This is a genomic window from Sporomusaceae bacterium (assembly GCA_031460455.1).
Lineage (GTDB): Bacteria > Bacillota > Negativicutes > Sporomusales > UBA7701 > Anaeroselena.
In genome coordinates this window covers 1-26194 of the sequence record JAVKTQ010000006.1, presented here as the reverse complement: position 1 = coordinate 26194, position 26194 = coordinate 1, and the positions used below count along the sequence as shown (strand labels likewise).

27 protein-coding genes, 3 tRNA genes and 1 other RNA gene are annotated in these 26194 nt (G+C 61.2%); 30 read left to right on the top strand and 1 reads right to left on the bottom strand.

Annotation, left to right across the window (positions count from 1 at the left end):
* The first annotated feature begins 6 nt into the window (after nt 1-6).
* The 16 genes from RIN56_10600 to lepB all read left to right on the top strand — a co-directional run bounded on the left by RIN56_10600 (nt 7) and on the right by lepB (nt 15441).
* Entirely contained in the window at nt 7-981 is a 975-nt protein-coding gene (locus tag RIN56_10600; GenBank protein ID MDR7867256.1) for a PhoH family protein, read from the top strand.
* 144 nt (nt 982-1125) lie between these two features.
* Nucleotides 1126-3198 (top strand): HDIG domain-containing protein, encoded by a 2073-nt coding sequence (locus tag RIN56_10595; protein ID MDR7867255.1) that lies wholly within the window; start codon nt 1126-1128, stop codon nt 3196-3198.
* Complete coding sequence (gene ybeY / locus RIN56_10590) at nt 3116-3586, top strand: rRNA maturation RNase YbeY (protein MDR7867254.1); 471 nt, start codon at nt 3116-3118, stop codon at nt 3584-3586. The genes RIN56_10595 and ybeY overlap by 83 nt, the downstream gene beginning before the upstream one ends.
* Entirely contained in the window at nt 3587-3880 is a 294-nt protein-coding gene (locus RIN56_10585) for a helix-hairpin-helix domain-containing protein (protein ID MDR7867253.1), read from the top strand.
* Entirely contained in the window at nt 3855-4244 is a 390-nt protein-coding gene (locus RIN56_10580) for a diacylglycerol kinase family protein (protein ID MDR7867252.1), read from the top strand. The genes RIN56_10585 and RIN56_10580 overlap by 26 nt, the downstream gene beginning before the upstream one ends.
* Nucleotides 4245-4438: 194 nt before the next feature.
* Nucleotides 4439-4828, top strand: coding sequence for a cytidine deaminase (locus RIN56_10575; protein ID MDR7867251.1), 390 nt, complete (start codon nt 4439-4441; stop codon nt 4826-4828).
* 8 nt (nt 4829-4836) lie between these two features.
* Entirely contained in the window at nt 4837-5733 is an 897-nt protein-coding gene (gene era, locus RIN56_10570; protein MDR7867250.1) for a GTPase Era, read from the top strand.
* Between the two features lie 165 nt (nt 5734-5898).
* The gene (locus RIN56_10565) at nt 5899-7161 is read left to right on the top strand and encodes a CBS domain-containing protein (GenBank protein ID MDR7867249.1); all 1263 of its coding nucleotides are present in this window, start codon (nt 5899-5901) and stop codon (nt 7159-7161) included.
* An 88-nt stretch (nt 7162-7249) separates the two neighbouring features.
* Nucleotides 7250-7837 (top strand): DUF502 domain-containing protein, encoded by a 588-nt coding sequence (locus RIN56_10560; GenBank protein ID MDR7867248.1) that lies wholly within the window; start codon nt 7250-7252, stop codon nt 7835-7837.
* Nucleotides 7838-7901: 64 nt separating this feature from the next.
* Nucleotides 7902-9212 carry a hemolysin family protein gene (locus tag RIN56_10555; protein ID MDR7867247.1) on the top strand — a complete coding sequence of 437 codons (1311 nt, stop codon included), beginning with the start codon at nt 7902-7904 and terminating at the stop codon, nt 9210-9212.
* A gap of 169 nt (nt 9213-9381) precedes the next feature.
* A complete protein-coding gene (gene recO / locus RIN56_10550; protein ID MDR7867246.1) occupies nt 9382-10143 on the top strand; it encodes a DNA repair protein RecO in 762 nt (253 codons plus the stop codon).
* Nucleotides 10144-10169: 26 nt separating this feature from the next.
* A complete protein-coding gene (locus RIN56_10545; GenBank protein MDR7867245.1) occupies nt 10170-10607 on the top strand; it encodes a DUF4342 domain-containing protein in 438 nt (145 codons plus the stop codon).
* 285 nt (nt 10608-10892) lie between these two features.
* Nucleotides 10893-11768 (top strand): glycine--tRNA ligase subunit alpha, encoded by an 876-nt coding sequence (gene glyQ / locus RIN56_10540; GenBank protein MDR7867244.1) that lies wholly within the window; start codon nt 10893-10895, stop codon nt 11766-11768.
* Between the two features lies 1 nt (nt 11769).
* On the top strand, nt 11770-13833 hold the full coding sequence (gene glyS / locus RIN56_10535; GenBank protein MDR7867243.1) for a glycine--tRNA ligase subunit beta: 2064 nt from the start codon (nt 11770-11772) through the stop codon (nt 13831-13833).
* 230 nt (nt 13834-14063) lie between these two features.
* A complete protein-coding gene (locus RIN56_10530) occupies nt 14064-14900 on the top strand; it encodes a pyruvate, water dikinase regulatory protein (GenBank protein ID MDR7867242.1) in 837 nt (278 codons plus the stop codon).
* Nucleotides 14884-15441 carry a signal peptidase I gene (lepB, locus tag RIN56_10525; protein ID MDR7867241.1) on the top strand — a complete coding sequence of 186 codons (558 nt, stop codon included), beginning with the start codon at nt 14884-14886 and terminating at the stop codon, nt 15439-15441. Before RIN56_10530 ends, lepB begins: the two co-directional genes overlap by 17 nt.
* Nucleotides 15442-15505: 64 nt before the next feature.
* Here lepB and RIN56_10520 read toward each other — a convergent pair whose 3' ends face one another.
* A complete protein-coding gene (locus tag RIN56_10520) occupies nt 15506-16024 on the bottom strand; it encodes an LptA/OstA family protein (protein ID MDR7867240.1) in 519 nt (172 codons plus the stop codon).
* A 137-nt stretch (nt 16025-16161) separates the two neighbouring features.
* On the opposite strand from RIN56_10520, the gene RIN56_10515 reads away from it, so the two are divergent.
* From RIN56_10515 to RIN56_10450, 14 genes are all read left to right on the top strand, one after another.
* A complete protein-coding gene (locus RIN56_10515) occupies nt 16162-16767 on the top strand; it encodes an HD domain-containing protein (protein MDR7867239.1) in 606 nt (201 codons plus the stop codon).
* Nucleotides 16768-16857: 90 nt separating this feature from the next.
* Entirely contained in the window at nt 16858-17217 is a 360-nt protein-coding gene (locus RIN56_10510) for a hypothetical protein (GenBank protein ID MDR7867238.1), read from the top strand.
* A gap of 189 nt (nt 17218-17406) precedes the next feature.
* Nucleotides 17407-19206: a DNA primase gene (dnaG, locus tag RIN56_10505; GenBank protein MDR7867237.1), complete on the top strand. Its 1800-nt coding sequence runs from the start codon at nt 17407-17409 to the stop codon at nt 19204-19206.
* 48 nt (nt 19207-19254) lie between these two features.
* Nucleotides 19255-20355 (top strand): RNA polymerase sigma factor RpoD, encoded by a 1101-nt coding sequence (gene rpoD, locus RIN56_10500; protein MDR7867236.1) that lies wholly within the window; start codon nt 19255-19257, stop codon nt 20353-20355.
* 229 nt (nt 20356-20584) lie between these two features.
* Nucleotides 20585-20659: transfer RNA gene (locus RIN56_10495), tRNA-Asn, on the top strand.
* Nucleotides 20660-20711: 52 nt separating this feature from the next.
* A tRNA-Ile gene (locus tag RIN56_10490) sits at nt 20712-20786 on the top strand.
* A 15-nt stretch (nt 20787-20801) separates the two neighbouring features.
* Nucleotides 20802-20876 (top strand) — tRNA-Glu (locus RIN56_10485).
* A 111-nt stretch (nt 20877-20987) separates the two neighbouring features.
* Nucleotides 20988-21536, top strand: a complete 549-nt coding sequence (gene thpR, locus RIN56_10480) for an RNA 2',3'-cyclic phosphodiesterase (protein ID MDR7867235.1) — start codon at nt 20988-20990, stop codon at nt 21534-21536.
* A 100-nt stretch (nt 21537-21636) separates the two neighbouring features.
* The gene (locus tag RIN56_10475) at nt 21637-22326 is read left to right on the top strand and encodes a class I SAM-dependent methyltransferase (GenBank protein MDR7867234.1); all 690 of its coding nucleotides are present in this window, start codon (nt 21637-21639) and stop codon (nt 22324-22326) included.
* Nucleotides 22317-23435, top strand: a complete 1119-nt coding sequence (locus RIN56_10470; protein MDR7867233.1) for a Nif3-like dinuclear metal center hexameric protein — start codon at nt 22317-22319, stop codon at nt 23433-23435. The genes RIN56_10475 and RIN56_10470 overlap by 10 nt, the downstream gene beginning before the upstream one ends.
* 56 nt (nt 23436-23491) lie before the next feature.
* Nucleotides 23492-24193 (top strand): hypothetical protein, encoded by a 702-nt coding sequence (locus RIN56_10465; protein ID MDR7867232.1) that lies wholly within the window; start codon nt 23492-23494, stop codon nt 24191-24193.
* A gap of 217 nt (nt 24194-24410) precedes the next feature.
* Complete coding sequence (gene thiE, locus RIN56_10460) at nt 24411-25061, top strand: thiamine phosphate synthase (GenBank protein ID MDR7867231.1); 651 nt, start codon at nt 24411-24413, stop codon at nt 25059-25061.
* Nucleotides 25062-25139: 78 nt separating this feature from the next.
* Nucleotides 25140-25493: RNase P RNA component class A (rnpB, locus tag RIN56_10455), an RNA gene on the top strand.
* A gap of 119 nt (nt 25494-25612) precedes the next feature.
* The gene (locus RIN56_10450; GenBank protein ID MDR7867230.1) at nt 25613-26062 is read left to right on the top strand and encodes a hypothetical protein; all 450 of its coding nucleotides are present in this window, start codon (nt 25613-25615) and stop codon (nt 26060-26062) included.
* Nucleotides 26063-26194 lie beyond the last annotated feature (132 nt).

Here is a 26194-nt window from a genome sequence, read left to right as displayed (position 1 = left end):
CAGTCTTTGCCTAACGAGCACGAGGAGAGGCGGATCAAGCTTTCCGACGCCCAGGCGGCGGTGGCCATCCTCGGCCACAGCGACGAGCACCTGCGCCTCATCGGCGAAAATTTCGCCAGCCGCATCGTTTCCCGCGGCGATGAAGTTGTCATTACCGGCAGCCGGGCTGAGGTCGAGCTGCTGACCAAGCTTTTTCACGAGCTGTTGTTCCTTTACCGCCAGGGCAACCAGATAACGGCGCACGATGTCCGCTACAGCGTGCGCATGGTCAAGGAGGGGCGGGAGGAAAACCTGCACCAGATGTTCGCCGATACGGTGGTGGTGACTGCCCGTGGCCGCCACATCAAGCCCAAGACGCTCGGCCAGCGCCTGTATCTGGAGGCGATCCGCAACAGCTTCATCACGATCGGAATAGGACCGGCCGGAACCGGGAAGACTTATCTTGCCGTTGCCATGGCAGTTTTTTCCTTGAAAAACAAGGAGGTCGAGCGGATTATCCTCACCCGTCCGGCTGTCGAGGCGGGGGAGAAGCTGGGATTTCTGCCCGGCGATCTCCAGGAGAAGGTCGACCCTTATCTGCGCCCGCTGTACGACGCCATGTACGACATCCTTGGCGTCGATACTGTCCAGAAGTACATGGCCAAGAACATTATCGAGGTGGCGCCGCTGGCTTATATGAGGGGCCGGACCCTCGACGATTCTTTTATCATCCTCGACGAGGCGCAGAACACCACTCCCGAGCAGATGAAGATGTTCCTCACCAGGCTTGGCTTCGGCTCGAAGATGGTCGTCACCGGCGATATCACCCAGGTGGACCTGCCCCAGGGCAACTCGTCCGGCCTGAAGCACGCCCAGGCGGTGTTGGACGGCATACGCGGCATCGAGGCTATTTTCCTTAACGAGAGCGATGTCGTGCGGCACGAGATCGTAGGCCGCATCATCAAAGCCTACGAGCGTTACGAGGCTTCAAATCCGGGTTAGGGCACACGCCTGGCCAGTGGAGTTGAAAAGAGAATGTCATCCCTTCAGAATAAACTCCGGGAATTGTTTTCCCAGCCGAACAGCATGCATGCCAGACCGCTTACGCGCCGTATCGTATTGTTTATGGCGTTTTTTTCTCTGTACATGATAATCCTGTCCGCCGACTTCATTGCGGACAAGATTTCCTTCCAGGTTGGCCAGGTGAGCGATCGCGACGTCGTCGCCCCCCGGTCTGTTTCTTATGTCGATCAGATCAGGACCAAGAAGCTGGAGGCGGAGGTGCTGGCCAGCGTGGCCAGCGTCTACGATTTCGATGTAACGGTGGCCGCTAAGGCCGAGGAGAGCGCCGGCGCCGTATTTCGCGCCGCCAGGGCCGTAGCCGCCGACAAGGCGCTGACCGAGCCCGGCCCGAGGGCCGAAAAGCTCAAGACTACGCTGCCCCTGTCGCTGCCGGCCGCGGCCGTCGACGGACTGGCCACCCTCGGCGAGGCCGACCTGGCCAAGACCGAGGAGCATACCAAGAATGTCCTGCGCAAATATCTCCAGCGCGGCATCCGCGAGGATGATCTGGACGCCGCCCGCAAGAACATCGCCCTCGATGCGGAAGGCCTCGGCCTGGGCAAGGATGGCGAGTCGGTGGTGGCCGGGCTGGCTCAGACGCTGGTCAAACCCAATTTCGTCCTCAATGTGCGCGAGACCGATAAGCGCAAGCAGGCCGCTCTGGCCAGCACCGAGCCTGTGCGCGAGACGGTGAAGAAGGGCCAGGTGCTCGTGCGGCGGGGCGACATCGTGACCGCCGAGCAGATCTACGCCATGGAGGAACTCGGTCTGCACCGCGGCCATATCAGCGAGGTGCGCATTTTCGGCCTGGCGATCTTCGTGCTGGTGGTCATGGGCCTGATTATCGGCTACCTGTACAAGTTTTCCGCCGAGGTGTATGCCAACGACCTCCATATGGTGCTGCTGGGGCTGATTATTCTCCTGACACTGGTACTCGGCAAGGCGGCCCACATTTACTCTGATTTTATCGCCCCTGTTGCGGCCGGCGCATTGCTGACCGCCATCCTCATCGATACCCGCCTGGGGATTTTTATCAGTATCGCTCTGTCGGTATTGTTCGGGGTGATCGTGGAGAACGACCTCCGGGCGGTGGCGGTGGCCCTGGTCGGCAGCCTGACCGGCGTTTACAGTGTTTCCAAGTTCAGCCACGGCTACAGCCTGACGAGAACCGGCCTGTGGATCGCGGCGATGAATTTCATCACTGTGGGCTCTACAGGTTTTCTTGAACAGATCAACGGCACGCAGATAATGCTGCAGGGGATACACGGCGCGGTGAGCGGCATCGCGTCGGCGGTCATCACCATCGGGTTTCTGCCCTATCTCGAAAGCACCTTCAACATTACCACGCCGGTGAAGCTGATGGAACTGGCCAACCCCAGCAACCCGCTGCTGCAGCGTCTGCTGCTCGACGCTCCGGGCACCTACCATCACAGCCTGCTGGTGGGCAACCTGGCCGAGACGGCCGCCGGCAATATCGGCGCCGACCCGGTGACGGTCAGGGTGGGGGCGTACTACCACGATATCGGCAAGATCAAAAGACCGTATTTTTTCATCGAGAACCAGACGGACAGCGAGAATCCCCACGATAAGATCGCCCCGTCCTTAAGCACGCTGATCGTGACCTCGCATATCAAGGACGGCCTCGATCTCTGCCGCGATTACAAGCTGCCGCAGCCGATCGTCGATATCGTGCAGCAGCACCACGGCACGATGCTGGTTTCGTATTTCTACCGGCGGGCGACGGAGAACGAGCACAGCGAGTGCATCATCGAGGCCGACTTCCGCTACGAGGGGCCGCGCCCCCAGAGCAAGGAGGCGGCGCTGGTGATGCTGGCCGACGCTTGCGAGGCGGCGGTGCGCTCGTTGTCGCGCCCCAACGTCAACCGCGTCGAATCAACCGTCCGTAAAGTCATCCGCGAGCGGCTCCACGACGGGCAGCTCGACGACTGCAATCTCACCCTCAAGGATCTCAGCATCATCGGCGACGTGTTTGTCCGCGTGCTGTCGAGTATGTTCCACTCGCGGATCGAATACCCCGACGCGCTGAAGGAACTGGAGAGGAAGAAGGCGAAGAATGGAAATAGTGCTAAGCAGTGTCCCGGAAAAGAGGGCGCCGTCTCCGAAGGTGAAGGAGACGGTGACGGCCGTCCTAACTGAGGCGGCTAAATTACTGGCTATATCGCCCCTGGCCGAGGTCGGCGTGGTGTTTGCCGACGACGCTTATATTCGCGAGCTCAACCGCGATTACCGGGGGATCGACGCGGCCACCGACGTGCTGTCCTTCGCCCTTGACGAGGGGGAGGAACCGGCGGTGCAGGGTGGTCCCGAGGAGTCGCTGCTGGGGGATATCGTCATTTCCCTTGAGACGGCCGAGCGTCAGGCGGCGGAGTTTGGCCACAGCCTGGAGCGGGAGATGGCTTATCTGACCGTCCATGGCATGTTGCACCTGGTGGGCTACGACCATGAGGAGGAAGCCGACAAGGCCGCGATGCGCCGGCAGGAGGAGCACATTCTCGCTGCCCTTGGCATCGGCCGCGAGGGATAAATGATGACAGAGGACGTCCGCGGAACAATCCTGAGAGAGTTCAGGCGCATTCCCGGTGTCGGCCCGAGAATCGCCGAGGACTTATGGGACCTCGGCCTTCGTTCTGTAGGGGAACTCAAGGGGCGCGACCCGGAGAAGCTTTACGCCCGCTTGTGCGAGCGGGCCGGGGGCAAGGTGGATCGCTGCATGCTGTATGTTATGCGCTGCGCGGTGTATTACGCCACTGCCGACGTGCCCGACCCCGAGCGGCTGAAATGGTGGAACTGGCATGATAAAAAGATCGGCAGAGGGTAATATTGTGGCCGGCCTGCTGCGGTCGTTCCGCTATGCCGCGAGCGGGGTGGCCTACTGCTTCCGCACGCAGCGCAATCTGAAAATCCACGCCGTCGCGGCGGTGCTGGCGATGGCCGCCGGTTTCCGCCTCGGCCTGTCGGGGGCGGAGTTGGGCGTTCTCGCGCTGACGATCGCCGCCGTGCTGGTGGCGGAGATGTTCAATACGGCGGTCGAGGCGCTGGTGGATATCGTGTCCCCCGGTTACCATCCGCTGGCTAAGGTGGCGAAGGATGTCGCCGCCGGCGGCGTGCTGGTGACGGCGCTGGTGTCGCTGGTGGTGGCGTATCTGTTGTTCGCGCCGCGTATTCTGGAACTCGGCCGTTGATAAGCGAAACTTGGCTCGGCGACAGCCCGAGCCTTAGTTGAGCTATCCGCGCCTAGAGGCGCGGGAAAGCGCCCATCTGCGTTGTTGCGACTCGTTTGCTTGCTAGCGTACATCCGAGTACGCGTCGCGGCGCAAGCCTCGTCGCGCCTAGCATCTGGGCACTTCTGAACGGCCTGTGATTGGGTGGATAGAGAATGGAAGAACTTATCAAAGCCGCTATCGACGCGCGGGGAAGCGCGTATGCCCCTTATTCCCGGTTCGCCGTCGGCGCCGCCGTGCGGGGCGGGAGCGGCCGCATTTACAGCGGCAGCAACATCGAGAACGCCTCGTACGGCCTGACGATATGCGCCGAACGGGTGGCGATTTTCAAGGCGGTTTCCGAGGGGGAGAAGGAGTTCGCCGCTCTGGCGGTGGCGGCCGATACGGCTTCGCCGGCCTCGCCGTGCGGCGCCTGCCGCCAGGTCATGGCCGAGTTCGGTATAAACAAGGTCGTGATGTGCAATACCAAGGGGGAGAGGCGGACGGTGACGCTCGCGGAGCTGCTGCCGTACGCCTTCGATAAAGCCGATTTGCCGGAGGAATGATTGTGCCAATGAATGATGATAAGGGTTTCAAATCAGGGTTCGTCGCCGTTGTCGGCCGGCCGAATGTGGGCAAGTCCACGCTGGTCAACAGCCTCATCGGCCAGAAAATCGCCATCATGTCCGACAAGCCGCAGACGACGCGCAACAAGATCCTCTGCATCCTCAACCTGCCTGACGCCCAGCTGTTGTTTATCGATACGCCGGGTATCCACAAGCCGCGCCACAAACTGGGCGAATACATGGTGCGCACGGCCGAGAACACGCTCCGCGAGGTGGACGCGGTGCTGTTTGTCACCGATGCCACCGAGGAGCCGGGGCCTGGGGAGGAGTATATCCTCGAGCGGCTGGCGGCGGTGTCGACGCCGGTCATCCTGGTTATAAACAAGATCGACAAGCTGCCCCGCGCCCAGGTGCTGCCGATCATCGAACGCTACGCGGCCAAACGCGATTTCACGGCCATCGTGCCTGTGTCGGCTCTGGCCCGCACCAACCTCGACGGTCTGACGGGGGAGATCAAGAAGCATCTCGTCCCCGGGCCGAAGTACTATCCCGACGACATGGTCACCGACCAGCCCGAGCGGCTGCTGATCGCCGAACTCATCCGCGAGAAGGTGCTGCAGCTGACCCGCGAGGAGATACCCCACAGTATCGCCGTCGATATCGAGGAGGTCGCGACGCGGGACAATGGCGATCTCTATGTGCGGGCGGTGATTTATGTGGAGCGCGATTCGCAGAAGGGGATCGTCATCGGAGCCGGCGGGGCGGTACTCAAGGAAGCCGGCCGCCTGGCCCGCATCGATGTCGAGAATCTGCTGGGGTCGAAGACGTATCTCGATTTGTGGGTTAAGGTGAAGAAGGATTGGCGGAATAGAAAAGGGGTACTTAAGTCTCTCGGCTACGAATAGAAGGTACCAGGAAATAGAAGCGGTCGTTCAGAAGCCCCCAGATGCTAGGCGGCTCCGAGGACGCGAAGCGACGCGTACTCGGGCGTACGCTAGCAAGCGCCCGGAGGATCAACAACGCAGATGGGGGCTTATCAACGGCCGCACGGGTAGGGGGAGAAAACTGGAATGCAGCCGTTTACTGAGGTGTTTGTCAGCCAGCTTATAGATAAGCTCGTCATCGACAAGGTAGGTAATCGCGTGGGCCGGGTCGGCGACGTGCTGATAAAGCCGGAAGCAGGCTTTCCGAAGGTGTGCGGCGTCGAGGTCAAGCGCCGCTGGGAAACGGTGGTCGTCGGCGACGACCACATTGCCATGCTTAACAAGCAAATCGTGTCTCTCAACATCGTCCGCGAGGAGGTTGAGTCCGGGACTTTTTCCGGCGACGAGCTTTACCTGCGGCGCGATCTGCTCGACCGCCAGATCGTTGATACCGATGGCGCCAGGGTGGTACGGGTCAACGACCTCAAGATAACACAGGTGAACAACGAATTCCGCCTTGTGGCCGTCGATATCGGTTTCCGCGGCCTGGTGCGCCGGCTGGGAGCTGAAAAGGCCATGCGGCGGGTGGCGGGCATGCTGGGGCGCAGCGTGCCGGAGAAGCTTATCTCGTGGGGCGACGTCGATCTCATCACTCCCGATCTGTCGGCGATCAAGCTGTCGGTGTCCCAGGGCAAGCTGGCGGCGCTCCACCCGTACGATATCGCCCAGATTGTCGGCGAGCTCGGCACACAGGAGCGGTCGGCCATTTTCCAGACGCTGGACAACGAGCGGGCGGCGGAGACGCTGGCCGAGATGGAGACGGAGATGCAGGCGTCGATCATCGAGGGGATGAGCAAGGACCGGGCGGCCGACATCCTGGAGATGATGGCCTCCGATGACGCGGCCGACGTCCTCAACGAGCTGCCGGACGACACGGCCGAAGAACTCCTCGATCTGATGGAGCACGAGGAGGCGGCCGAGGTCAAGGAGCTGCGCGAGTACGAAGAAGGCGAGGCCGGAAGCCTGATGACGACCGAGTATATCTCGCTGCCGGAGAACCTGACTGCCGACGAGACCATCAATGAGCTGCGGCGGCTGGCCCCCGAGGCGGAGACCATTTATTATATTTACGTTGTCGATGCCGAAGAGCACCTGGCGGGCGTGCTGTCGCTCAGGGAACTGATTATCGCCAAGCCGGATACCAAACTGGCCGACATCATGCGGACCCGCATCATCACCGTGGGCGACGAGGCGCCGACCGACGACGCCATCAGCATCATTCGCAAGTACGACCTGCTGGCCGTGCCGGTGACGGACAGCGACAATAAGCTGGTGGGCATCATCACCGTCGACGATGTGATTGATGCGGTGATCCCGCCGCGCAAGAGGAATATGTTGAAGTTCAGTTGATATAGAGGGGTTGCCCGCGCGAGGGCAGCCCGTTTATTTTATTGACCGCAGTACTGGCCAATGTTATGATTGGTTCAAGGGGTGAATTATGAAAAGCCTTTCCAAATACTTTATCAACGGTCTGATTGTCATCGTGCCGATGGCGATTACCTTTTTCGTCGTCGTTGAGATACTGGAGTTTACCGAGAAGATTCTCGGGCGCCATCTGCCGGTTAAGTTCCCCGGCTTCGGCCTGATCGCCGTCGTCGCCATCATCCTGTTGGTGGGCTGGCTGTCCTCCCACTGGATTATGCGGCGGGGCATCGAGCTGGGCGAACGGGTGCTGTCGAAGATTCCCTTTCTCAAGTTTATTTACAACAGCGTCAAGCAGTTGTCGACCGCGGTGTTCGAATCCCAGAACATGTTCAAGCAGGCGGTGCTGGTGCCTTTCCCGTATCCCGGGGCCAAGGCGCTCGGTTTCGTCATGACCGACCTGTCGGCGCCGATCGCCCGCCATACGTGCGAGGAGAGCGTCTGCGTCTTCATTCCGATGAGCCTCAACATGACCGCCGGCTTTAATATTATTGTGCCGAAGCGGGATATAATACCCTTAGACGTGACCAGCGAAAGCGCGCTGCAATACATCCTGACCGCCGGAACCGTGATGCCGCGCGGCAGCGAAGCGACCAAACCCTAGGGGGAGATGCGCTATCGACTCGTCTATCAATAGCTTCGTTGCCCTCTCGGCCGCCTTGCTGCTTGTGCTCTTGAACGGCTTTTTCGTCGTCGCCGAGTTCTCGCTGGTGAAGATCCGCCGCACCCGGCTGGAGGAGCTCGCTCTCCAGGGTAACAGCCGCGCCAAGCTGGCGCTGGAAATCGTTTCGACCTTCGACACTTACCTCGGCGCCACCCAGCTCGGCATAACGCTGGCTTCGCTGGGACTGGGCTGGCTGGGCGAACCGGCCGTCGCCGCCCTGATCGCGCCGCTGGTTTTCGAGTATCTGCCGGGGGCAACGTGGCTGGTGCATACCATCAGCGTTGCTCTGGGCTTCACCGTTATAACCTTTATGCATATCGTGCTGGGCGAGCTGGTGCCTAAGGCCTTGGCCATCCAGCGCGCCGAAGCGCTGGCGCTATTTTGCGCCTGGCCGCTGTTTGTTTTTCACAAGGTCGGTTATCCCGTCATCGTGCTTTTCAACAAAGCTGCCCGCGCTATCATGGGCCTGCTGGGCATCAAGCCGCTGAGCGAGGCCGAAGTGGCCCACTCCGAGGAAGAGCTGCGGATGATCGTCAACGCCAGCCACCGCGGCGGCGTGCTTGACCAGATGGAGAGCGAGCTGATCGACAACGTCTTCGATTTCGCCGATCGTCTGGCGAGGGAGGTCATGGTGCCGCGCCAGGATATGGTGTGCCTGTTCACCGACGACCCGTTCGCGGAGAATATGCGGGTGGTGAAGGAAACCGGCCATACCCGCTACCCCCTGTGTGTCGAGGATAAGGACCACGTCATCGGCATGGTGCATATCCGCGATCTGATGGATCTGGATATGTGCGGACCGGGCAATAAGGAGCTGCGCACCGTCATGCGCGAGATTCTCGTCGTCCCGGAGGGTATGTCGGTGGCCAGACTGCTGCAGGCGATGCGCCGCAAACGCATCCATATGGCGGTGGTGGCCGACGAGTACGGCGGCACGGCGGGCCTGGTGGCTCTGCAGGACGTGCTGGAGGAGATTGTCGGCGATATCCAGGACGAGCACGACGTGGTCGGCGAGGCGGAAATCCAGCGCCTTCCGGACGGCAGCTACGAGTTCGACGGCCGGGTGCTGCTCGACGACGTTTCCGAACTGCTCAATATCCGACTCGAGGATCATGAGGAAGACACGCTCGGCGGGTATATCTTCGGCCTTCTCGGCCGGCGCCCCGAACTGGGCGACGAAGTGAATATCGGCGATTACCGTTTTTCCGTTCTTCAGGTCAACGGCTTCCGGGTCGTGAGGGTGAAAGCCATGCCGCTCAAAGAGGCCGGCGACGAGGACTCTGCGGCGAACGACGGCAGGAACGGCCTGCCATAGCCGGCGAAATCCCGCTGCGCAAAACACCGAAGGGATGTGCGCGTATTGCTAAGGGAACTGATGTGGGAAATCTTCCTCAGTACCGGTGATATCAGGGCGTATTTGCTCTACCGGCATTGCAGCGATCATCCGGCGGATTCCGTCCGGACCGGCCGGGATTAGTACCGGCATGGGTGCATACAATTGTGAGGCCATCCTGCTGGCGGTGCGGGACTATGACGCCACCAGCCGGATGGTGACTTTATTTTCGCGCGAACACGGCAAGCTCTCGGCTTTGGCCTACGGAGCCCGCCGGCCGCGCAACGAGCTGGCCGGCTGCGTCCAGCCTTTCGCCCATGTCGATCTGGCGCTGGCGACGGGAAGGAATATCGAGGCCCTCAAACAGTGCGCCATCAGGCGGTCGTTCCGCGAACTGCGCGAGGATCTCGACAAAATGGCGTACGCGACATTGCTGGCCGAACTGGTGGCCGAGCTGTGGCCGGAGCGTGAGCCGGAGCCGGCGGCGTTCGACCTGCTGCTGGCCGCTTTCGCCCTGCTGGCGAGCCGCAATGTCCGGGTAGCAGCCCTGGCAGCCGCGCTGCAGCTTCTGGCGATGGCCGGGTTCCGGCCAGAGTACGAGCAGTGTGTAGTCTGTGGCCGGGAGCTTCCGTTCCCGGCCCGTTTCGACGCCGCGGCCGGCGGCGGGGTGTGCGCCGCCTGCGCCGAGCCCCATATGACGCCGTTCGGCGTTGAGGGCAGGGATTTTCTGGCCCGTATGCTCGAGCTGGATTTGGCCAATCCGGGGCATTTCTCGGTGACCGGCGCCGTCCTCATGGAGACCGAACGGCTGCTGGGCGAGTTCCTCACCTGGCGACTGGACAAGCCCCTCAGGTCGCTGGCTTTCATCGCAACGCTGGCGCGGGATAAAACCGGCGACGGACGGGGACAATAAACGAAACGGCAGCAGGAGGGAAAACGATGGAAGATATTACCCTCGAAAAGATCGATACTATCCGCGAACGCACCGGCGTTACTTACCGGGAGGCAAAGGATGCGCTGGAGCGCGCCGGCGGCAACGTTCTCGATGCGCTGGTGGATCTTGAGGCCAAGAAGCCGGGCGGCTGGACAGAGGAGTTCTCGGTGAAGTCCGGCGAGGTGGTGGACAAGGTCAAGGAGCTCATCCATCAGGGCAACGTGACCAAGATCCGCGTCAAGCAGGACGGCAAGACGTTGGTGGAGATACCTGTGACGCTGGGGGCGATCAGCGCCGTGTTTCTGCCGCAGTTGGCGGCTTTAGGCGTGCTTGTGGCTGTCTTCAAGCGCTGCACCATCGAGGTTGTTCGGGAGGGCGGCGCCAGTGAGGAGACCGAGGTGCGGCCGGCCGACGACCGGGATGGGCCGCGGGGCAGTTTATAAGTTGACAGGATAGGGCAAATTTGCTATATTATGAAGACAGATGGCGATGACGGAGAGTAGTAGCCGCCGAGTGCAGCGAACCGGGGACAGTGCAAGCCCGGTACAGGCGGGCGAAGGCGTTCTTGAGCCGCGGGAGGAAATTCCGTAAGGAAGAGTAAAGCCTGCTATCAATTAAGGCGGGCCTCAGGGCCAATCAGGGTGGAACCGCGGGAAGCAAGCTCCCGTCCCTGTAACGATATGTTACGGGACGGGAGTTTTTATTTTGATTTTCAGGAGGCGATGACAGTGACTTTTCAGGAAATAATCCTGACCTTGGAGAACTTCTGGGCTGAGCAGAAGTGCATCATCCAGCAGCCTTACGACGTGGAGAAGGGCGCCGGTACGATGAATCCGGCCACCTTCCTGCGCGCCCTCGGTCCCGAGCCGTGGAACGTGGCTTACGTGGAGCCTTCCCGCCGGCCGGCCGACGGACGCTACGGCGACAACCCCAACCGCCTGTTCCAGCATCACCAGTACCAGGTTATCATGAAGCCCTCGCCGGCTAACATCCAGGAACTATACCTGGCGAGTCTGGCCAAGCTGGGCGTCGACCCTGACAAGCACGATATCCGCTTCGTGGAGGATAACTGGGAGTCGCCGACCCTCGGCGCGTGGGGCCTGGGCTGGGAAGTGTGGCTGGACGGCATGGAGATCACCCAGTTCACCTATTTCCAGCAGGTGGGCAGCATCGACGTCAAGCCGGTGTCGGTCGAGATCACTTACGGCCTTGAACGCCTGGCGATGTATATCCAGGGCAAGGAGAACGTGTTCGACATCGAGTGGGTGGCAGGCATCACTTACGGCGACGTTTTCCACCGCAACGAGGTGGAGCAGTCGACTTATAATTTCGAGCTTTCCGATGCGTCCATGCTGTTCACGCTTTTCGATATGTACGAGAAGGAAGCCATTCGCGTCGTCGACCTCGGCTATGTTCTGCCGGCGTACGATTATGTGCTGAAGTGCTCCCACGCCTTCAACCTGCTGGACGCCCGCGGCGCGATCAGCGTCAGCGAGCGCACCGCCTTTATCGGCCGGGTCCGCAACCTGGCCCGCCTGTGCGCCCAGGGGTACCTGGAACAGCGCGAGAAATTAGGCTACCCGCTTCTGAAAGGGGGGAAATAACATGGCTAAGGATTTGCTCCTGGAGATTGGCAGCGAAGAGATCCCTGCCAAGTTTATGCCGGCCGTGCTCGCCCAGTTGGCCGATATCGCCAAGGCCAAGTTCGCCGAGCGCCGCATCGCGTGCGGCGAGGTGCAGACGTTCGGCACGCCCCGCCGCCTGGTGCTGGTGGTGCGGGGGATGGCCGAGCAGCAGGCCGACCGCAACAGCGAAAATAAAGGACCGGCCGTGAAGATCGCTTTCGACGGCAGCGGCGCGCCGACCAAGGCGGCCCAGGGTTTCGCCCGCGGCCAGGGCGTGGATGTCAAGGATCTCGTCGTCAAAGACGGGTATGTGTTCGCCGCCGTCCACGAGGCCGGCCAGCCGGTCGCCGGTATTTTGCCGGAACTGCTGCCGGAGATCGTCACCGCGATCAACTTCCCCAAGAGCATGCGCTGGGGAGACCTCGACATCAGGTTTGCGCGCCCCATCCGCTGGCTGGTGGCTCTCTTCGGCCGCGACGTCGTTCCCTTCACTCTCGCCGAGGTGACCGCCGGCAGCGTCAGCCACGGCCATCGCTTCCTTAGCAAGGGACCGGTCAAGGTGGCGTCGGTCGACGAGTATTTCGTCAAGATGACGGACAATCACGTCATGGTCGACCAGAATCTCCGCCGCCAGGTCATCCGCGAACAGGTCGAGAAACTCGCCGTGCAGCAGGGCGGGACGGCTGTCATCGATGAGGATCTCCTTGAAGAGGTTACCTATCTGGTGGAGTATCCGACCGCGCTGTGCGGGCGGTTCGAGGAGAAGTACCTCGCCCTGCCGGCTGAGGCGGTCATCACGCCGATGCGCGAGCATCAGCGCTATTTCCCGGTTTTCTCGGCCGATGGCAAGCTGCTGCCGGTATTCATCACCGTCCGCAACGGCGGCCAGGACTATATCGACATTGTCCGTCACGGCAATGAGCGGGTGCTGAAAGCCCGTCTGGCCGACGCGCGTTTCTTCTTCGAGGAGGATAAGAAGGCGCCGCTGGCCGACCGGGTGGAAAAACTCAAAACGATCGTTTTCCAGGAAGGCCTGGGAACGATGTACGATAAGACGGTACGCCTTCAGAAGCTGGCGGCCGGGATCGCCAAGGCGGCCGGTCTGCCGAAAGCGGAGCTGCCCAGGATCGAGCGCGGCGCCCACCTCGCCAAGGCCGACCTCGTCACCGGCATGGTGTGCGAGTTTACCGAGCTGCAGGGCGTGATGGGCCGCGAGTACGCAAAACTGGGCGGCGAGGAGCCGGCGGTGGCCGAAGCGGTGTTCGAGCATTATCTGCCACGGTTCGCGGGGGACGATCTGCCCCAGACGCCGGCCGGCCGCATGGTCAGCATCGCCGATAAACTGGACAATATCGTGTCCACGTTCAGCCGCGGCCTCATCCCCACCGGCTCCCAGGACCCGTACGCCCTTCGCCGTCAGGCTTTGGGCATCGTCAACATCCTGATCGGCGCCCGTTACCACGTTTCGCTGCGGCAGCTCGCCGCCGCCGCCATGGACCTGCTCGCCATCGCCGGCGAGGAGCGCCGCGCCAAGCTAAGCGAGGATATCGCCGAGTTTTTCCGGCTGCGCCTGAAAAACGTGCTGGCCGACGAAGGCGTGCGCTACGATATGGTCGACGCGGTGCTGGCGGCCGATACGGACGATGTGTACGACGCCTGGCTGCGGGCCAAGGCTCTCGCCGAGGGCGGCGCGACCGAGGCCATGCAGCGGGCCGTCCAGGCGCTGACCCGGGCCGGCAATCTGGCCAAGAACGCGGTGAGTGACGCTATCGATCCGGCCTTGTTCGCCGGCGACGGCGAGAAGGCGCTGTACGCGGCCCTGGAGGGCGCCCGCGAGGAGATCGCCGCGCTGGCCGCCGCCAGGGACTACGCCGGTGTGCTGAAGGTGATGGCCGGGTTGACCGACCCCATCGACGCCTTCTTCACCCAGGTGATGGTCATGGTCGACGATGTGGCTGTCCGCAACAACCGGCTGGCCCTGCTGAAGGGCATCACCGCGCTGACCGCCAAGTTCGCCGATCTCAGTAAGATAGTTGCCGCATAGCACCGCTTGCACGCCCCCGAGGATACAGGGTATAATAACTCGGGGGCTTCTTTTTGTCTCCCGAACGAACGGTATTTTTTGAAATGTGCCAGGCCGTTCAGAAGCCCCAGATGCAAGGCGCACCGAGGACGCGCCGCGACGCGTACTCGAACGTACGCTAGCAAGCGCCCGCAGGAGCAACACAGCAGATGGGGCTTATCAACGGCCTGCTTTGAAAAAGGGGGAGACCGATGCAACAGGAGATAATCTATGCCCTCTCCGATTCCATAGGCGAGACGGCCGAGCTGGTGGCCCGCGCTACTGCGAGCCAGTTCGACCTCGGCCGGTTCGATATTGTCCGCGTGCCCTATATCAATTCCGTGAGCCAGATCGAAGAGGTGCTTGAGGCTGCGGCCGGCACGGGAAGCGTCGTGTGCCATACCCTGGTGTCGCCCCAGCTGCGGGCGGCGGTGGTGGAGCTGGCGAAGGCGCACGGCGTCCATACCATCGACATCATGGGGCCGATGATTCAGGCGGTCCAGCAGGCGACTTCGCTCACGCCCAAACTGAAGCCCGGTCTGATGCACAAGCTCGACCAGGAGTATTTCCGGCGGGTGGAGGCGGTAGAGTTCGCCGTCAAGTACGACGACGGCAAGAATCCCTGGGGTATACCCAAGGCGGATATAATCCTCATCGGCGTGTCCCGTACTTCCAAGACGCCGCTGAGCATGTACCTGGCGCACAAGCGGGTCAAGGTGGCCAATGTGCCGCTGGTGCCGGAGGTGCCGCCGCCGCAGGAGCTTTTCCAGGTGCCTGCCCACCGCATCGTGGGGTTGGTGATCAACCCCTACAAGCTCAACGAGATCCGCGCCGAACGCCTGCGGACGATGGGCCTGGGTTCGGATGCCAGCTATGCCAATATCGACCGCATCACCGAGGAGCTCGAACACGCCAAAAGCCTGATGCGCAAGCTGCAGTGCCCGATTATCGACGTTTCCAACAAGGCCATCGAGGAGACGGCCAACAAGATCCTGGAAATCGTCCAGAAAGGCGGCCCCAAGGGAGGTCATAATGAGTATCATGCGTGAAACCGGCGAATGGCTGCAAACTTTCGTCCTCGCAGCCGCCATCGCTCTGGTTATCAATATTTTCGCTTTTCAGCCCACCAGGGTAATGGGGCAGTCGATGGAGCCGACCTTCCACGAAGGCCAGCGGATTTATCTTTCCAAGGTGGCCCATGCTTTGGGCACGTTGCCCGGTTACGGCGATATCGTGGTTATCGACAGCCGTGTCGACCGCACCCGCAAGTTCGCCGACGATCTGGCCGAGCCGGTGAGCAACGTCGTGACGCTCGTCAAGGGCGGCGTCCCCGCCAACCATATCTGGGTGAAACGGGTGATCGGCCTGCCGGGCGACGTGCTTGAATTCAGGGACGGCAAGGTTTACCGCAACGGCAAGCCGCTGGCCGAAGCTTACGTCAAGGAGCCGATGCGCTATTCTTCGCCCGGCAAGGTGACGGTGCCGGCCGGACATGTTTTCGTGATGGGCGACAACCGCAACAATTCCAGCGACAGCCGCTTCATCGGCAGCATCCCTGTCGGCCATATCCTGGGGGTTATGCTGTTTTAGATCCGGGGCCAGGAATCGGTAATAAAAGAACCCCCGGCGCCCGCCGGGGGTTAGTTGTCAGGTGTTATTCGCCGGCTCCCGCCGTTATCGGGATGGTCGGCTGGACGATGGTGTTGGTTTCGACGTTGTAGGTTACTCTGTCCGCGGTCCAGGTGGCGTCGTTCTGGGTTACTCGCACGTTGCCGCTGAAAACGCCGAGTTTGCTGTTCCAGTTGAACTCGACCCGGTCGGCGGTTATGGACAGGCCGGTGCGTTTGAAGGTGACGCCGCCGTCGATCTTGGCCTTGTCCTGCATGCCGAATACGTAGACGTCGTGGCCGGTGAAGCAGATGTCGCCCTGGGTGACGGTGACGCCTTCGGTGCCCCAGACCTCAAGCGAGGCCACGCTGACTCTGGCCATGCCGGCGGTGATGATCCGGTCCTTCACTTCTATGTAGACGTTGCCCTTGAGGACATAGAGGCCCGTGTTTATGTCGAAATAGGTTTTGTCGGCTTTGATGATCGGTTTCGCCGGAGCGGCGCAGGCTATGCCGGTGAGCAGGAAAAGGGCCAGGAGGGTGACGAGCAGTGTTTTTCGTTTCATTGTTGCCCCACCTTTCTATATAAAATTATAGCAGTGGCGCCCCAAAAATGATATTGTAAATATATGTAAGCGCTCGGCGCTGTTTTATAGCGGTACAATAAAATTTTATCGCCGGGAATCGGATGGGGGGTTGGGCCGTGGGGCTGCATAATTATCTCGTTTTTGTGCGCAAACTCAACAATATGGGCCGGTGGGCGACCGAATTCATGCATCAGCGGACGACGGTGAGTGAGCATTCCTTTCTTGTCGCCCAGATCGGCCAGATGCTGGCGCTGATCGAGGAGGAGAACGGCGGCAAGGTCGACTGGGGCCGGCTGTTCCGCAAGCTTATCAATCACGATGTCATCGAGTCGATAACCGGCGATATTCTCAGCACGACGAAATACAAGAATCCCGAGCTTTCGGCATCCCTCGCCATTATCGAGAAGGAGCTGGCGGAGGAGACGCTTTTTGCCGAGATGGAGCAGCCTTACTGTACGCTGTACCGCGAGCTGCTGTTCGACGGCAAGGACGACAGCCTGGAGGGCCAGATCCTGCGGGCCGCCGACAATATCGACGCGCTGATGGAGTGCATCTTCGAGGTCAAGCTTAACAATATCGGGCTATTCGAGGAAAAGTACCACGCCATCCTCAAGAAACTGAAGGCGAGCAATCTGGTCAGCGTCCGGTATTTCATCGCCAACGTGCTGCCCGGGTTGGTGGCCGATTGCGAAAGACTGGCAAAGAAGATTCCGGGGAAATAAGTGCGGCCGCCCAGCAGCGTCCGGGCACTTCTGAACGGCCTTAGGTAACGATAGCTGACAAACTAGCAACTGAAAAGGAGGAAGAAAAAGATGAAAGCCGATGATCCGCGCGACCAGGCCGAGCAGACGACCGTGCTTACGAATCCGCCCGCCGGGATAAGCGAGAGCCAGCGGGAAGGGGTTTTTGTCAACGGGTTCATCTGCCAGCACTGCGGCCTGCATTTCAACCTGTTTTCCTGGAAGGCCAACCGCCACCGGGCCGACAACACCTTCTGTCCGGAGTGCGGCCGCCGGGGGGCGTACATCCACTATCGCAAGATGCTCAGCGACAAGACTTACCGCGACGCGACGTCCCAGGACGAGATTTTCCGCCATGTGCCCTGGCCGGGCAGCCAGCTGATCGCGGATTCGGTGATTATGGCGTCGCCGGGCAAGAAGGACGGCCGTTGATATATCGGCAGTGTAACGGAGCTTAGGCTCCGGTCTTTTTTTGCTTAGCAAAATATCTTGCCTTTGTCAAGGGGGAAAAGAGGATATTTCTCCTTTGCCTTGAATAGTAATAATGCAAAAAGATTATAGGTCTCCGCATCAGCCTGGTCACGATCACTATATTGTTCATGGGCGCTAAGGTGAGGTTATATGAAAGACGCTGTTTTCGACGATTTTATCGACAGGCTGCGCTCCCAGAGCGATATAGTCAGTGTCATCTCCGAATACGTACCGCTGAAAAAACGGGGGAAGAACTACTGGGGCTGCTGCCCGTTCCACCATGAGAAAACACCGTCCTTTTCCGTGACGCCCGACAAAGGTTTTTTTTATTGCTTCGGGTGTCAGACTGGCGGCAATGTTTTCAACTTCATTATGAAGCTGGAGAACCTGACTTTCATGGAAGCGGTCAAGAAATTGGCGGCGAAGATGAACGTGCCCGTGCCGGAGAAGGAAAAGACCGAGCACGAGCGGCAGGTGGAGCGGGAGATGGCCGGCCTGCTGAAGGCCAACGCCACGGCGAGCGATTTTTTCCATTCCTGTCTCACCAATACGGGTTATGGCAAGGCGGCCAGGGAATATCTCAAGGCCCGGGGGATTGACGATGAGACGATCGCCGCTTTCAGGCTGGGCTTTGCCCCCAAGGCGTGGGATAAGCTGACGGTCGCTCTGACCGGCCGCGGCTTTACCGCCGAAACGCTGGCGAAGGCCGGTCTGGCGGTGGCGCGGACGGGCGGCGACGGCGTGTACGATCGTTTCCGGGACCGGATCATGTTTCCGATCGCCGACGCGCGGGGCAGGGTTATCGGCTTCGGCGGCCGGGTTATGGACGGCAGCCAGCCCAAGTATCTCAACACGTCCGAGACGCCGGTTTTCAACAAGCGCTATGTCCTGTACGGCTTTGACCTCGCCTATCAGGCCATCAAGCAGGCCGGCCGGGCGATTGTCGTCGAAGGGTACATGGATCTGATCGCGCTCCATGCCAGCGGCATCAAGAACGCCGTCGCGTCGCTCGGCACGTCGTTCACTGCCGAGCAGGCCAGGCAACTGGCGCGTAACGCCAGCGAGATTTATTTCGCTTATGACAGCGACGCCGCCGGCCAGAACGCCACACTGCGGGCGCTGGCGACCGTGCGGGCGCTGGGGCTCGCCGTGAGGGTCATCGTTCTGCCGGACGGCAAGGATCCGGACGAGTTTATCAGAAAGCACGGCGCCGACGCCTTCCGCGCCCTTATGGACCAGGCGCCCGCGCTGCTCGCTTATCAGGTCGGCCAGGCGCTGCAGGCGAACGACTACTCCGACGCCTCAGGCAAGATGGGCGTTCTCGCCCAGGCCATCCCGGCGCTGGCCGAGGCTCCCGATCTGGCGGAAGTCAACGAGCATATCAGGATGCTGTCCCAGACGCTCGGCATCCACGAGGATGATATCCGGCGGGAGATACGCAAGATTCAGCAAAAGGATAAAGCTGCCAACCGCGGGCAGAATAGTAGCGTGTTCAGTCTGTCGCAGAAGCTGGCGCCGAAGGCGGTGGCGGCCGAGCGGCAGCTCATCCGCCTGATGCTGGAGGACGGTTCCGTCGTTCCTTACGTCCAGGCGGAGCTGAATAGCGAAGATATTCAGGGCGGAGAGCGGAAAACGATAATCAATTCGCTGTTTACTGCGTATAATATGGGAAAAAGTCCCGCCGCCGACAGTTTGGCTATCAGTCTGCCGGAGGCGGCAGCCACCGAGTTGTCGAATATTATGGTAATGGAGATACAGCTCAGCGACATTTCCCGCGTTGTCGACGATTGTATCAGGATTATAAGGGTAGCCCGTCTGGAGCCACTGATCATGGTTCATAGTCTGCGGGCCGAGGAATTTCTACGTTTGGGGGACGAAAGCAACTATCGGCAGGAATTAGCCGAAAGTCAGCGAATAAAAGATGAAATTAGCAAATTGCACCATTCATGACACACGTTTAGCCTTATCCGGGGAATGCAAAGGGAGGAGGGGAGTAGAATGAGCGAGAAGAAGAATATACAAGCAGAACATGTCAATGAGTTGCTGCACAAGGGCAAGAAACGCGGCGGCATGCTGACTTATGCAGAAATCATGGATACTCTCCAGAACGAGGACCTCACTCCCGACGAAATCGACGATATGTATGAGGTCTTTTCCAACAAAGGGATCGAGATAGTTGACGAGGTCCCCGATGTTGAAGCCCTGGATGACGCGGATATCTCCGAGACGCCGGAAGAGGTGGACATCGATCTTACCATTCCTGAAGGGGTCAGTATCGACGATCCTGTCCGGATGTATCTCAAGGAGATCGGCCGGGTGCCGCTGCTGTCGGCGGACGAGGAAATCGAGCTTGCCAAGCGCATGGGCGCAGGCGACGAGGAGGCCAAACGCCGCCTGGCGGAAGCCAACCTGCGTCTGGTGGTCAGCATAGCAAAACGCTATGTCGGCAGGGGGATGCTGTTCCTGGATCTCATCCAGGAGGGCAACCTCGGCCTTATCAAGGCTGTCGAGAAGTTCGACTACAACAAGGGTTTCAAATTCAGCACCTACGCGACCTGGTGGATTCGCCAGGCCATCACCCGGGCTATCGCCGACCAGGCCCGCACCATCCGCATTCCGGTGCATATGGTGGAGACGATCAACAAGCTGATCCGCGTGTCCCGCCAGCTCCTGCAGGAGCTGGGGCGCGAGCCGGTCCCGGAGGAGATCGCCAAGGAGATGGATGTCAGCGTCGAGCGGGTGCGGGAGATTATGAAGATCGCCCAGGAACCCGTGTCGCTGGAGACCCCCATCGGCGAAGAGGAAGATTCGCACCTCGGCGATTTTATCGAGGACCAGGACGCGCCGGCGCCGGCTGAGGCAGCTTCCTTCATGCTTCTCAAGGAGCAGCTTGAGGAAGTGTTGGAGACGCTCACGCCCAGAGAGGAAAAGGTGCTCAGACTGCGTTTCGGCCTGGACGACGGGCGGGCGCGGACGCTGGAGGAAGTGGGCCAGCATTTCGGCGTCACCCGCGAGCGCATCCGCCAGATAGAGGCCAAGGCGCTCCGCAAGCTGCGCCATCCGAGCCGCAGTAAGAAGCTGAAGGATTTCCTGGAATAGGATAATAATTTGAGGCCGTTCAGAAACCCCCAGATGCTAGGCGCACCGGAGGATGGCCGCGCAGGCGTACTTGGTCGTACGTCGAGCGGCCCATCCGAGGAGCAACGACGCAGATGGGGGTTTATCAACGGCCGAAGCGAGCCGCCCCCATTAATTACTAAAATAGATTGTCCCTAAAGCCTTGACGGCGGGGGTGCCCTGTCTTATAATATATTTTGTCAGTGCACATTCCTCGATAGCTCAATGGTAGAGCACGCGGCTGTTAACCGCGGGGTTGTAGGTTCGAGTCCTACTCGAGGAGCCACTTCGATTGTAAGACAGGTCTTCTTCGGAAAACCTGTTTTATATATCTTTCGGGGCCTATAGCTCAGCGGTAGAGCAGCCGGCTCATAACCGGCCGGTCCCTGGTTCGATCCCAGGTGGGCCCACCAATTTTACTATTATCCGGCCCGTTGGTCAAGCGGTTAAGACACCGCCCTTTCACGGCGGTATCAGGGGTTCGAATCCCCTACGGGTCACCACAAAAGGGGAAAAGCGCAGCAGCAATGCTGCGCTTTTTTATTTTACGGGAATAATAGGAAAAACATTGCCGTGCGTCAAACAAGAAAGCATTAAAACTTCGGAGGAGAATCATGCGCCTGTTCGTCGGCATCGAGTTTCCGGAAAAAAGCCTCGCCGCCCTGGAGGCCGTCCAGGCGAAGCTGCGCGGCAACAGCCAGCGGGGACGGTTCAAGCGACGCGAGAATTTCCACATTACGCTGAAGTTCCTCGGCGAGGTGCCGGCGGCCGATGTGCCGCTGCTCGGACCGCAACTGGCCGCGGCCGCTTCGGCCGGCGGCCCGTTCGCCATCGGCCTCGGCCGGCTGGGCCAGTTCGGCGGCGGCGTGCCCGTGCGGACGGTGTGGGTGGACGTGGCCGGCGATACGGCGGCGCTCGCGGCGCTGCAGGGCAGGGTGGAGCAGGCTCTGGCCGGGTGCGGGTTCCCGCCGGAGCAGCGGGCGTGGCGGCCGCACATCACCCTTGCCCAGGATGTCGTGCCCCTGCCGGGCGCGCCGCCCTGGGGCGCTTATAAGGTCGACGGCGCGCTTTTCACGGTGCGCGAATTTGCCCTTATCCTCAGCGAGGAGGTCGACCGCCGGCGGGTCTACACGCCGATCGAGCAGTTTACCCTGCCGGGCTGAGGGGAGGAATTTTTCCCCACCGGCACGAAATAATATATGAAGGCAGCCCGGCACTTTCTTATGCGGGCGGTCTCTGAAAAGTCTTGAAGGAGGGGGAGGCGTGAAACTCAGCAAGCGCCTGGCGACGATAGCGGCCTTAGTGCCGCCGGGCAGCCGCCTGGCGGACATCGGCACCGATCACGCTTATCTGCCCGTTTATCTGGTTAGCGAAGGCATTGTGCCGTCCGCGGTGGCCGGCGAAGTAAATCAGGGCCCGTTCCGGGCGGCCGGTGAGGCGCTGGCCAGGGTCGGCCTGACCGACCGGATCGATCTCCGTTTCGGCGACGGGTTGGCGGTGCTGGCCCCCGGCGAGGTGGACACGGCCGTGATCGCCGGTATGGGCGGCCCGACGATCGTGGAGATACTTGATGCCCGTCCGGAGGTTACGGCGTCGCTGTCGTGCCTCGTCCTCCAGCCGATGCTGGGCGGGGGTGTCGTCCGCCGCTGGCTGGCGTCGGCGGGCTGGCATATCGTGGCCGAGGCTCTTGTCGAGGAGGACGGCCGCCTGTACGAGGTTATTGCCGCCGCGCCCGGAGCGGCGGAGGAATACGAAGAAATACTGTTAGACATCGGCCCGCTGCTGTGGGCCAGGCGGCATCCGCTGCTCGGGACCCATGTGGCGGCGCTGCTGGCGCAGGCGAGGCGGGTGGCGGCGGAGATGGCCGTCAGCCCGCAGGCGGTGTCTTCCCCCAAGTACCGGGAGTATCTGGCGAAAATTACCCAGTTGGAGGATAGATACGCATGCCTGTGAAGTGCCGGACAATAATGGCGGCGCTGGAACGGCTGGCGCCGCGCGAGCTGGCGGCCGGCTGGGACAATGTCGGCCTGCTGGTCGGCAGCCCCGAGCAGGAGATCGCCTCGCTGCTGGTGGCTCTTGACGTGACGCCGGAGGTGGCGGAGCGGGCGGCGGCCGACGGGGTCGACCTGATCGTCGCCCACCATCCGCTGATCTTCAAAAATCTGTCCGCCGTCCGCACCGACACGCCCCAGGGCCGGACGCTGGCCGCGCTGCTGGCGGCCGGCGTCGCCGTGTACGCCGCCCATACAAACCTCGACGTTGCCGAGGGCGGCGTGAACGATTGTCTGGCTGCTAAACTCGGCCTTGCGGAGCTGCGCCCGCTGGCGGTCGAAGGCCGGGAGCGGCTGCTGAAGCTGGCGGTGTTCGTGCCGGAGGACCATGGGGAGGCGGTGCGTGCGGCCATCACTGCGGCTGGCGCCGGCCATATCGGCAATTACAGCCATTGCACCTTCCAGACGGCCGGTACTGGTACGTTCCTGCCCCTGGATGGCGCCCGGCCGTTTATCGGCGAGCAGGGCAAACTGGAATACGCGGCCGAGTACCGGCTGGAAACGATAATGCCCGAGAGCGTCGCCGACGCGGTCGTAGACGCTATGCTCAAGGCCCACCCCTATGAGGAGGTGGCCTACGATCTATACGCGCTTACCAACCCCGGCCGGGCTTTCGGGCTGGGACGGGTGGGCCGCCTGGACGCTCCCGAACCTTTCGCGGCCTTCGTCCGCCGGCTCAAAGACGCGCTTGGCGTCGAGCAGGTCAGAGTCGCTGGACCGGCAGACCGTGAGGTCGGGACTGTGGCGGTGTGCGGCGGCAGTGGCGCCAGTTTGCTGGCGGCGGCGTCCGGCGCCGGGGCCGACGTTTTGGTTACCGGGGATGTCAAGTATCACGAGGCGCTGGAGGCGGCGGCCGTCGGCCTGACGCTGGTCGACGCCGGCCATTTCGCGACCGAGCGCCCGGTCGTCGCGGCCTTAGCCGCTCATCTGGAGGCGTGCGCCGCCCAAAACGGCTGGGATGTGGCCATAAGGACCGAAACCTTTTCCCGCGATGTATTCCGCGTTTGGTGAGACAGGCGAACAAGGCCTGTCTTTTTCTATGCCAGCAGCAAGAGGAGGGTTTATCGATGAAAGACCAGCTAGCCATGCTCAGCGAATTGCAGGTTCTGGAGCGGCAGAAACGCGAGGCGGTCGGTCGCAAGGAGAGTATCAGTGTCGACGAGGTGCGCCTGCTGTGGCAGGATATCAGGCTGTTGTCGCAGACGGTGGCCGCCGACCGGGAGAAGCTGGCTGGCCTGGAGAAAGCGTGCGCCGTCCGCGAGGCCGAGCTGACCTCACTCGCCAGACACTGCGAAGAACTGGAGAAGAAGCTGTACTGCGGCGAGATAACCAACATCAAGGAGATCGAACAGGTCCGGACGCGCTGTGAAGCCCTCCGCAACGATATCGGCCGGCGGGAGAACGACGCGGTCGCCGGCATCGAGGATTGCGAGCTGCTGGCCGCCAAGATCGTCGGCGACGAGGCCGCGTTGCAGGCCAAGAAGCGCCTCCACGCCGAAAAACAGCAACACGTTACCCACGAGGCGGCCCGCAGCGACGCCGAATTGGCCGGCCTGGAAGAGCGCTGCCGGGCGCTGTCTGGCAAGGTCGATCCTGCCCTGCTTCGCCAGTTCCGCGAGCTCGCCCGCAAGCTGCCCCAACCGGTGGCGAAGGTGGCGGGCGGCGTGTGCGGCGGCTGCCGGCGGAGCATCCCGACCGGGCAGCTGGCAAAGGGGGACGATAAGACGCTTTACTGCGACAATTGCGGCCGTATTCTTTTGGTCGAATAATAAGGGCAGTGGCCTAGGAAGTCCATCTACTGCGTTGCTCCTCAGCTGCTTGCTCGGCGTACGCAACCAAGTACGCCGTCGCAGCGCAGCTTCCGGTGCGCCTTGTATCTGGAGCTTCCTAGACCACTGCGCAAAAGGTTTGACGATTATCGCTTCACGCGGTAAAATATTCGTGTTTGCACAGCGTCCGCGCTGGGCGCGCGAGGAGGCTTGAGTTATGAATCAACGTAAAGGGATGGAGAATTTTCTTGCCGGCGGAATTTACGGCATTACGGACGATGCGCTGTCCCGCGGGCGCAGCAGCATGGACGTGGTTCGGCTGCTGCTGGCCGCCGGCATTAGGGTGATCCAGTACCGCGAGAAGAGCAAACCGGAGCGTGCGATGTACGAGGAATGCCGCGTTATCCGCGACCTTACGGCGGGTGCGGGGGCGACCTTTATCGTCAACGACCATGTGGCGCTGGCGATGGCGGTCGGGGCGGACGGCGTTCACATCGGCCAGGACGACCTGCCGCCCGTGACGGTGCGCGAGCTCGTCGGCCCCGCTATGGTCATCGGCCTGTCGACTCACGCGCGGGAGCAGGCCAGGGAGGCCGAGAAGCTGGCCGGCGTGATCGACTACATCGGCGTCGGCCCGGTATTCGCGACCGGCACGAAATTGGACGCCGCCGCGCCGGTGGGGCTCGCTCTGCTGGAGTACGTGGCTGCCAATATCAGTCTCCCGTACGTCGCCATCGGCGGCGTGAAGGAGGGCAATATCGCCGCAGTGCGCCGCCGGGGCGCGGGGATGATTGCCATTGTGTCCGAGATCGTCGGCGCGGACGATATCCCCGCCAGGGTAGCCGCCCTGCGCGCCGCCATGGCGTAAAATATCGCGCTGGCCCCGGCCTTGACGGCGGCGGGCGTTCGTGGTATATTGTTAATCCAGACAATTGAACAGGATCAGTGAGTACGAAAGATGATCGCGAAGGCCGCAGGGCCTTCGAGGAAAGTCCGAGCTCCACAGGGCAGGGTGCTGGTTAACGGCCAGCGAGGGCGACCTCAGGGATAGTGCCGCAGAAATGTAGACCGCCCGGCTTCGCCGGGTAAGGATGGAACGGTGCGGTAAGAGCGCACCAGCAGTCAGGTGACTGACTGGCTAGGTAAACCCCACCTGGAGCAAGACCGAATAGGGAAGAGATGAGGTAGCCCGCCGATCCTTCCGGGTAGCGTCGCTAGAGCCGGCAGGCAACTGCCGGCCGAGATAAATGATCATCACCGCGTAAGCGGAACAGAACTCGGCTTATCGACTGCTCACCGATCCTTGTCAGGAAAACCCGCGGCTTAATAGCCGCGGTTTTTTGTGTTTTTCGACAGGACTTTGCGGAACAATAACGAAAGATAGTATTCCGTTACGTCTATAATAAAGGTGGTACGACGATGATAAAAGCAGATCTGCTGACAGCTGCTATGATCGTGATTGACGACGAGGAAATGTTTGTGGTCGGCCGTCATTCCGATATCCAGCGCCTTAGCGACGCCGCCCTGGTGGAGCGGGCCTGGGAACTTAAGCTCGACAACGGCCACCGGCCTTACGCTTCGCTGAAAAAGCGCGTAAACTACGAAATCGACGAGGCGCCGGGCGCCGGGGCAGGCAATGAGGTGACGCGGCGGATCGCCGCTCGCACAGGCCTCCGTTTCGCCCATGATCTGCACCTCGTCACTCAGACATACCTCTTCCGGCCGACAGCCGCGTTCTGGGCCGACCTGTGGGTCGACTTTTCCGACGGGCCGGACCTGCCTCGCGGCCGGAGCCTGGAGGACTATTACGCGGTATATCAGGGGAAGATTATGGCGAGTGTGAGTAATATTAAATTCGTCCGTCTGTAGCCGCCTACATTTTGAAGAAGAAAAGCGGCCGCGTTTTTGGACTGAACCCCGAAAAATGGACATTGAGCAAAAGAGCCTCCTGTTGTAGGATGACTACGACAGGAGGCTCTTTCATGGGAAAACATTTCGGTA

Excerpts from the sequence above, each read along its gene's own strand:
- RIN56_10595 (MDR7867255.1), top strand. The coding sequence starts at position 1,126 with ATGATAATCCTGTCCGCCGACTTCATTGCGGACAAGATTTCCTTCCAG.
- ybeY (MDR7867254.1), top strand. The coding sequence starts at position 3,116 with ATGGAAATAGTGCTAAGCAGTGTCCCGGAAAAGAGGGCGCCGTCTCCG.
- RIN56_10585 (MDR7867253.1), top strand. The coding sequence starts at position 3,587 with ATGATGACAGAGGACGTCCGCGGAACAATCCTGAGAGAGTTCAGGCGC.
- RIN56_10580 (MDR7867252.1), top strand. The coding sequence starts at position 3,855 with ATGATAAAAAGATCGGCAGAGGGTAATATTGTGGCCGGCCTGCTGCGG.
- RIN56_10575 (MDR7867251.1), top strand. The coding sequence starts at position 4,439 with ATGGAAGAACTTATCAAAGCCGCTATCGACGCGCGGGGAAGCGCGTAT.
- era (MDR7867250.1), top strand. The coding sequence starts at position 4,837 with ATGAATGATGATAAGGGTTTCAAATCAGGGTTCGTCGCCGTTGTCGGC.
- RIN56_10565 (MDR7867249.1), top strand. The coding sequence starts at position 5,899 with ATGCAGCCGTTTACTGAGGTGTTTGTCAGCCAGCTTATAGATAAGCTC.
- RIN56_10560 (MDR7867248.1), top strand. The coding sequence starts at position 7,250 with ATGAAAAGCCTTTCCAAATACTTTATCAACGGTCTGATTGTCATCGTG.
- recO (MDR7867246.1), top strand. The coding sequence starts at position 9,382 with ATGGGTGCATACAATTGTGAGGCCATCCTGCTGGCGGTGCGGGACTAT.
- RIN56_10545 (MDR7867245.1), top strand. The coding sequence starts at position 10,170 with ATGGAAGATATTACCCTCGAAAAGATCGATACTATCCGCGAACGCACC.
- glyS (MDR7867243.1), top strand. The coding sequence starts at position 11,770 with ATGGCTAAGGATTTGCTCCTGGAGATTGGCAGCGAAGAGATCCCTGCC.
- RIN56_10530 (MDR7867242.1), top strand. The coding sequence starts at position 14,064 with ATGCAACAGGAGATAATCTATGCCCTCTCCGATTCCATAGGCGAGACG.
- lepB (MDR7867241.1), top strand. The coding sequence starts at position 14,884 with ATGAGTATCATGCGTGAAACCGGCGAATGGCTGCAAACTTTCGTCCTC.
- RIN56_10520 (MDR7867240.1), bottom strand. The coding sequence starts at position 16,024 with ATGAAACGAAAAACACTGCTCGTCACCCTCCTGGCCCTTTTCCTGCTC.
- RIN56_10510 (MDR7867238.1), top strand. The coding sequence starts at position 16,858 with ATGAAAGCCGATGATCCGCGCGACCAGGCCGAGCAGACGACCGTGCTT.
- dnaG (MDR7867237.1), top strand. The coding sequence starts at position 17,407 with ATGAAAGACGCTGTTTTCGACGATTTTATCGACAGGCTGCGCTCCCAG.
- rpoD (MDR7867236.1), top strand. The coding sequence starts at position 19,255 with ATGAGCGAGAAGAAGAATATACAAGCAGAACATGTCAATGAGTTGCTG.
- thpR (MDR7867235.1), top strand. The coding sequence starts at position 20,988 with ATGCGCCTGTTCGTCGGCATCGAGTTTCCGGAAAAAAGCCTCGCCGCC.
- RIN56_10470 (MDR7867233.1), top strand. The coding sequence starts at position 22,317 with ATGCCTGTGAAGTGCCGGACAATAATGGCGGCGCTGGAACGGCTGGCG.
- RIN56_10465 (MDR7867232.1), top strand. The coding sequence starts at position 23,492 with ATGAAAGACCAGCTAGCCATGCTCAGCGAATTGCAGGTTCTGGAGCGG.
- thiE (MDR7867231.1), top strand. The coding sequence starts at position 24,411 with ATGAATCAACGTAAAGGGATGGAGAATTTTCTTGCCGGCGGAATTTAC.
- RIN56_10450 (MDR7867230.1), top strand. The coding sequence starts at position 25,613 with ATGATAAAAGCAGATCTGCTGACAGCTGCTATGATCGTGATTGACGAC.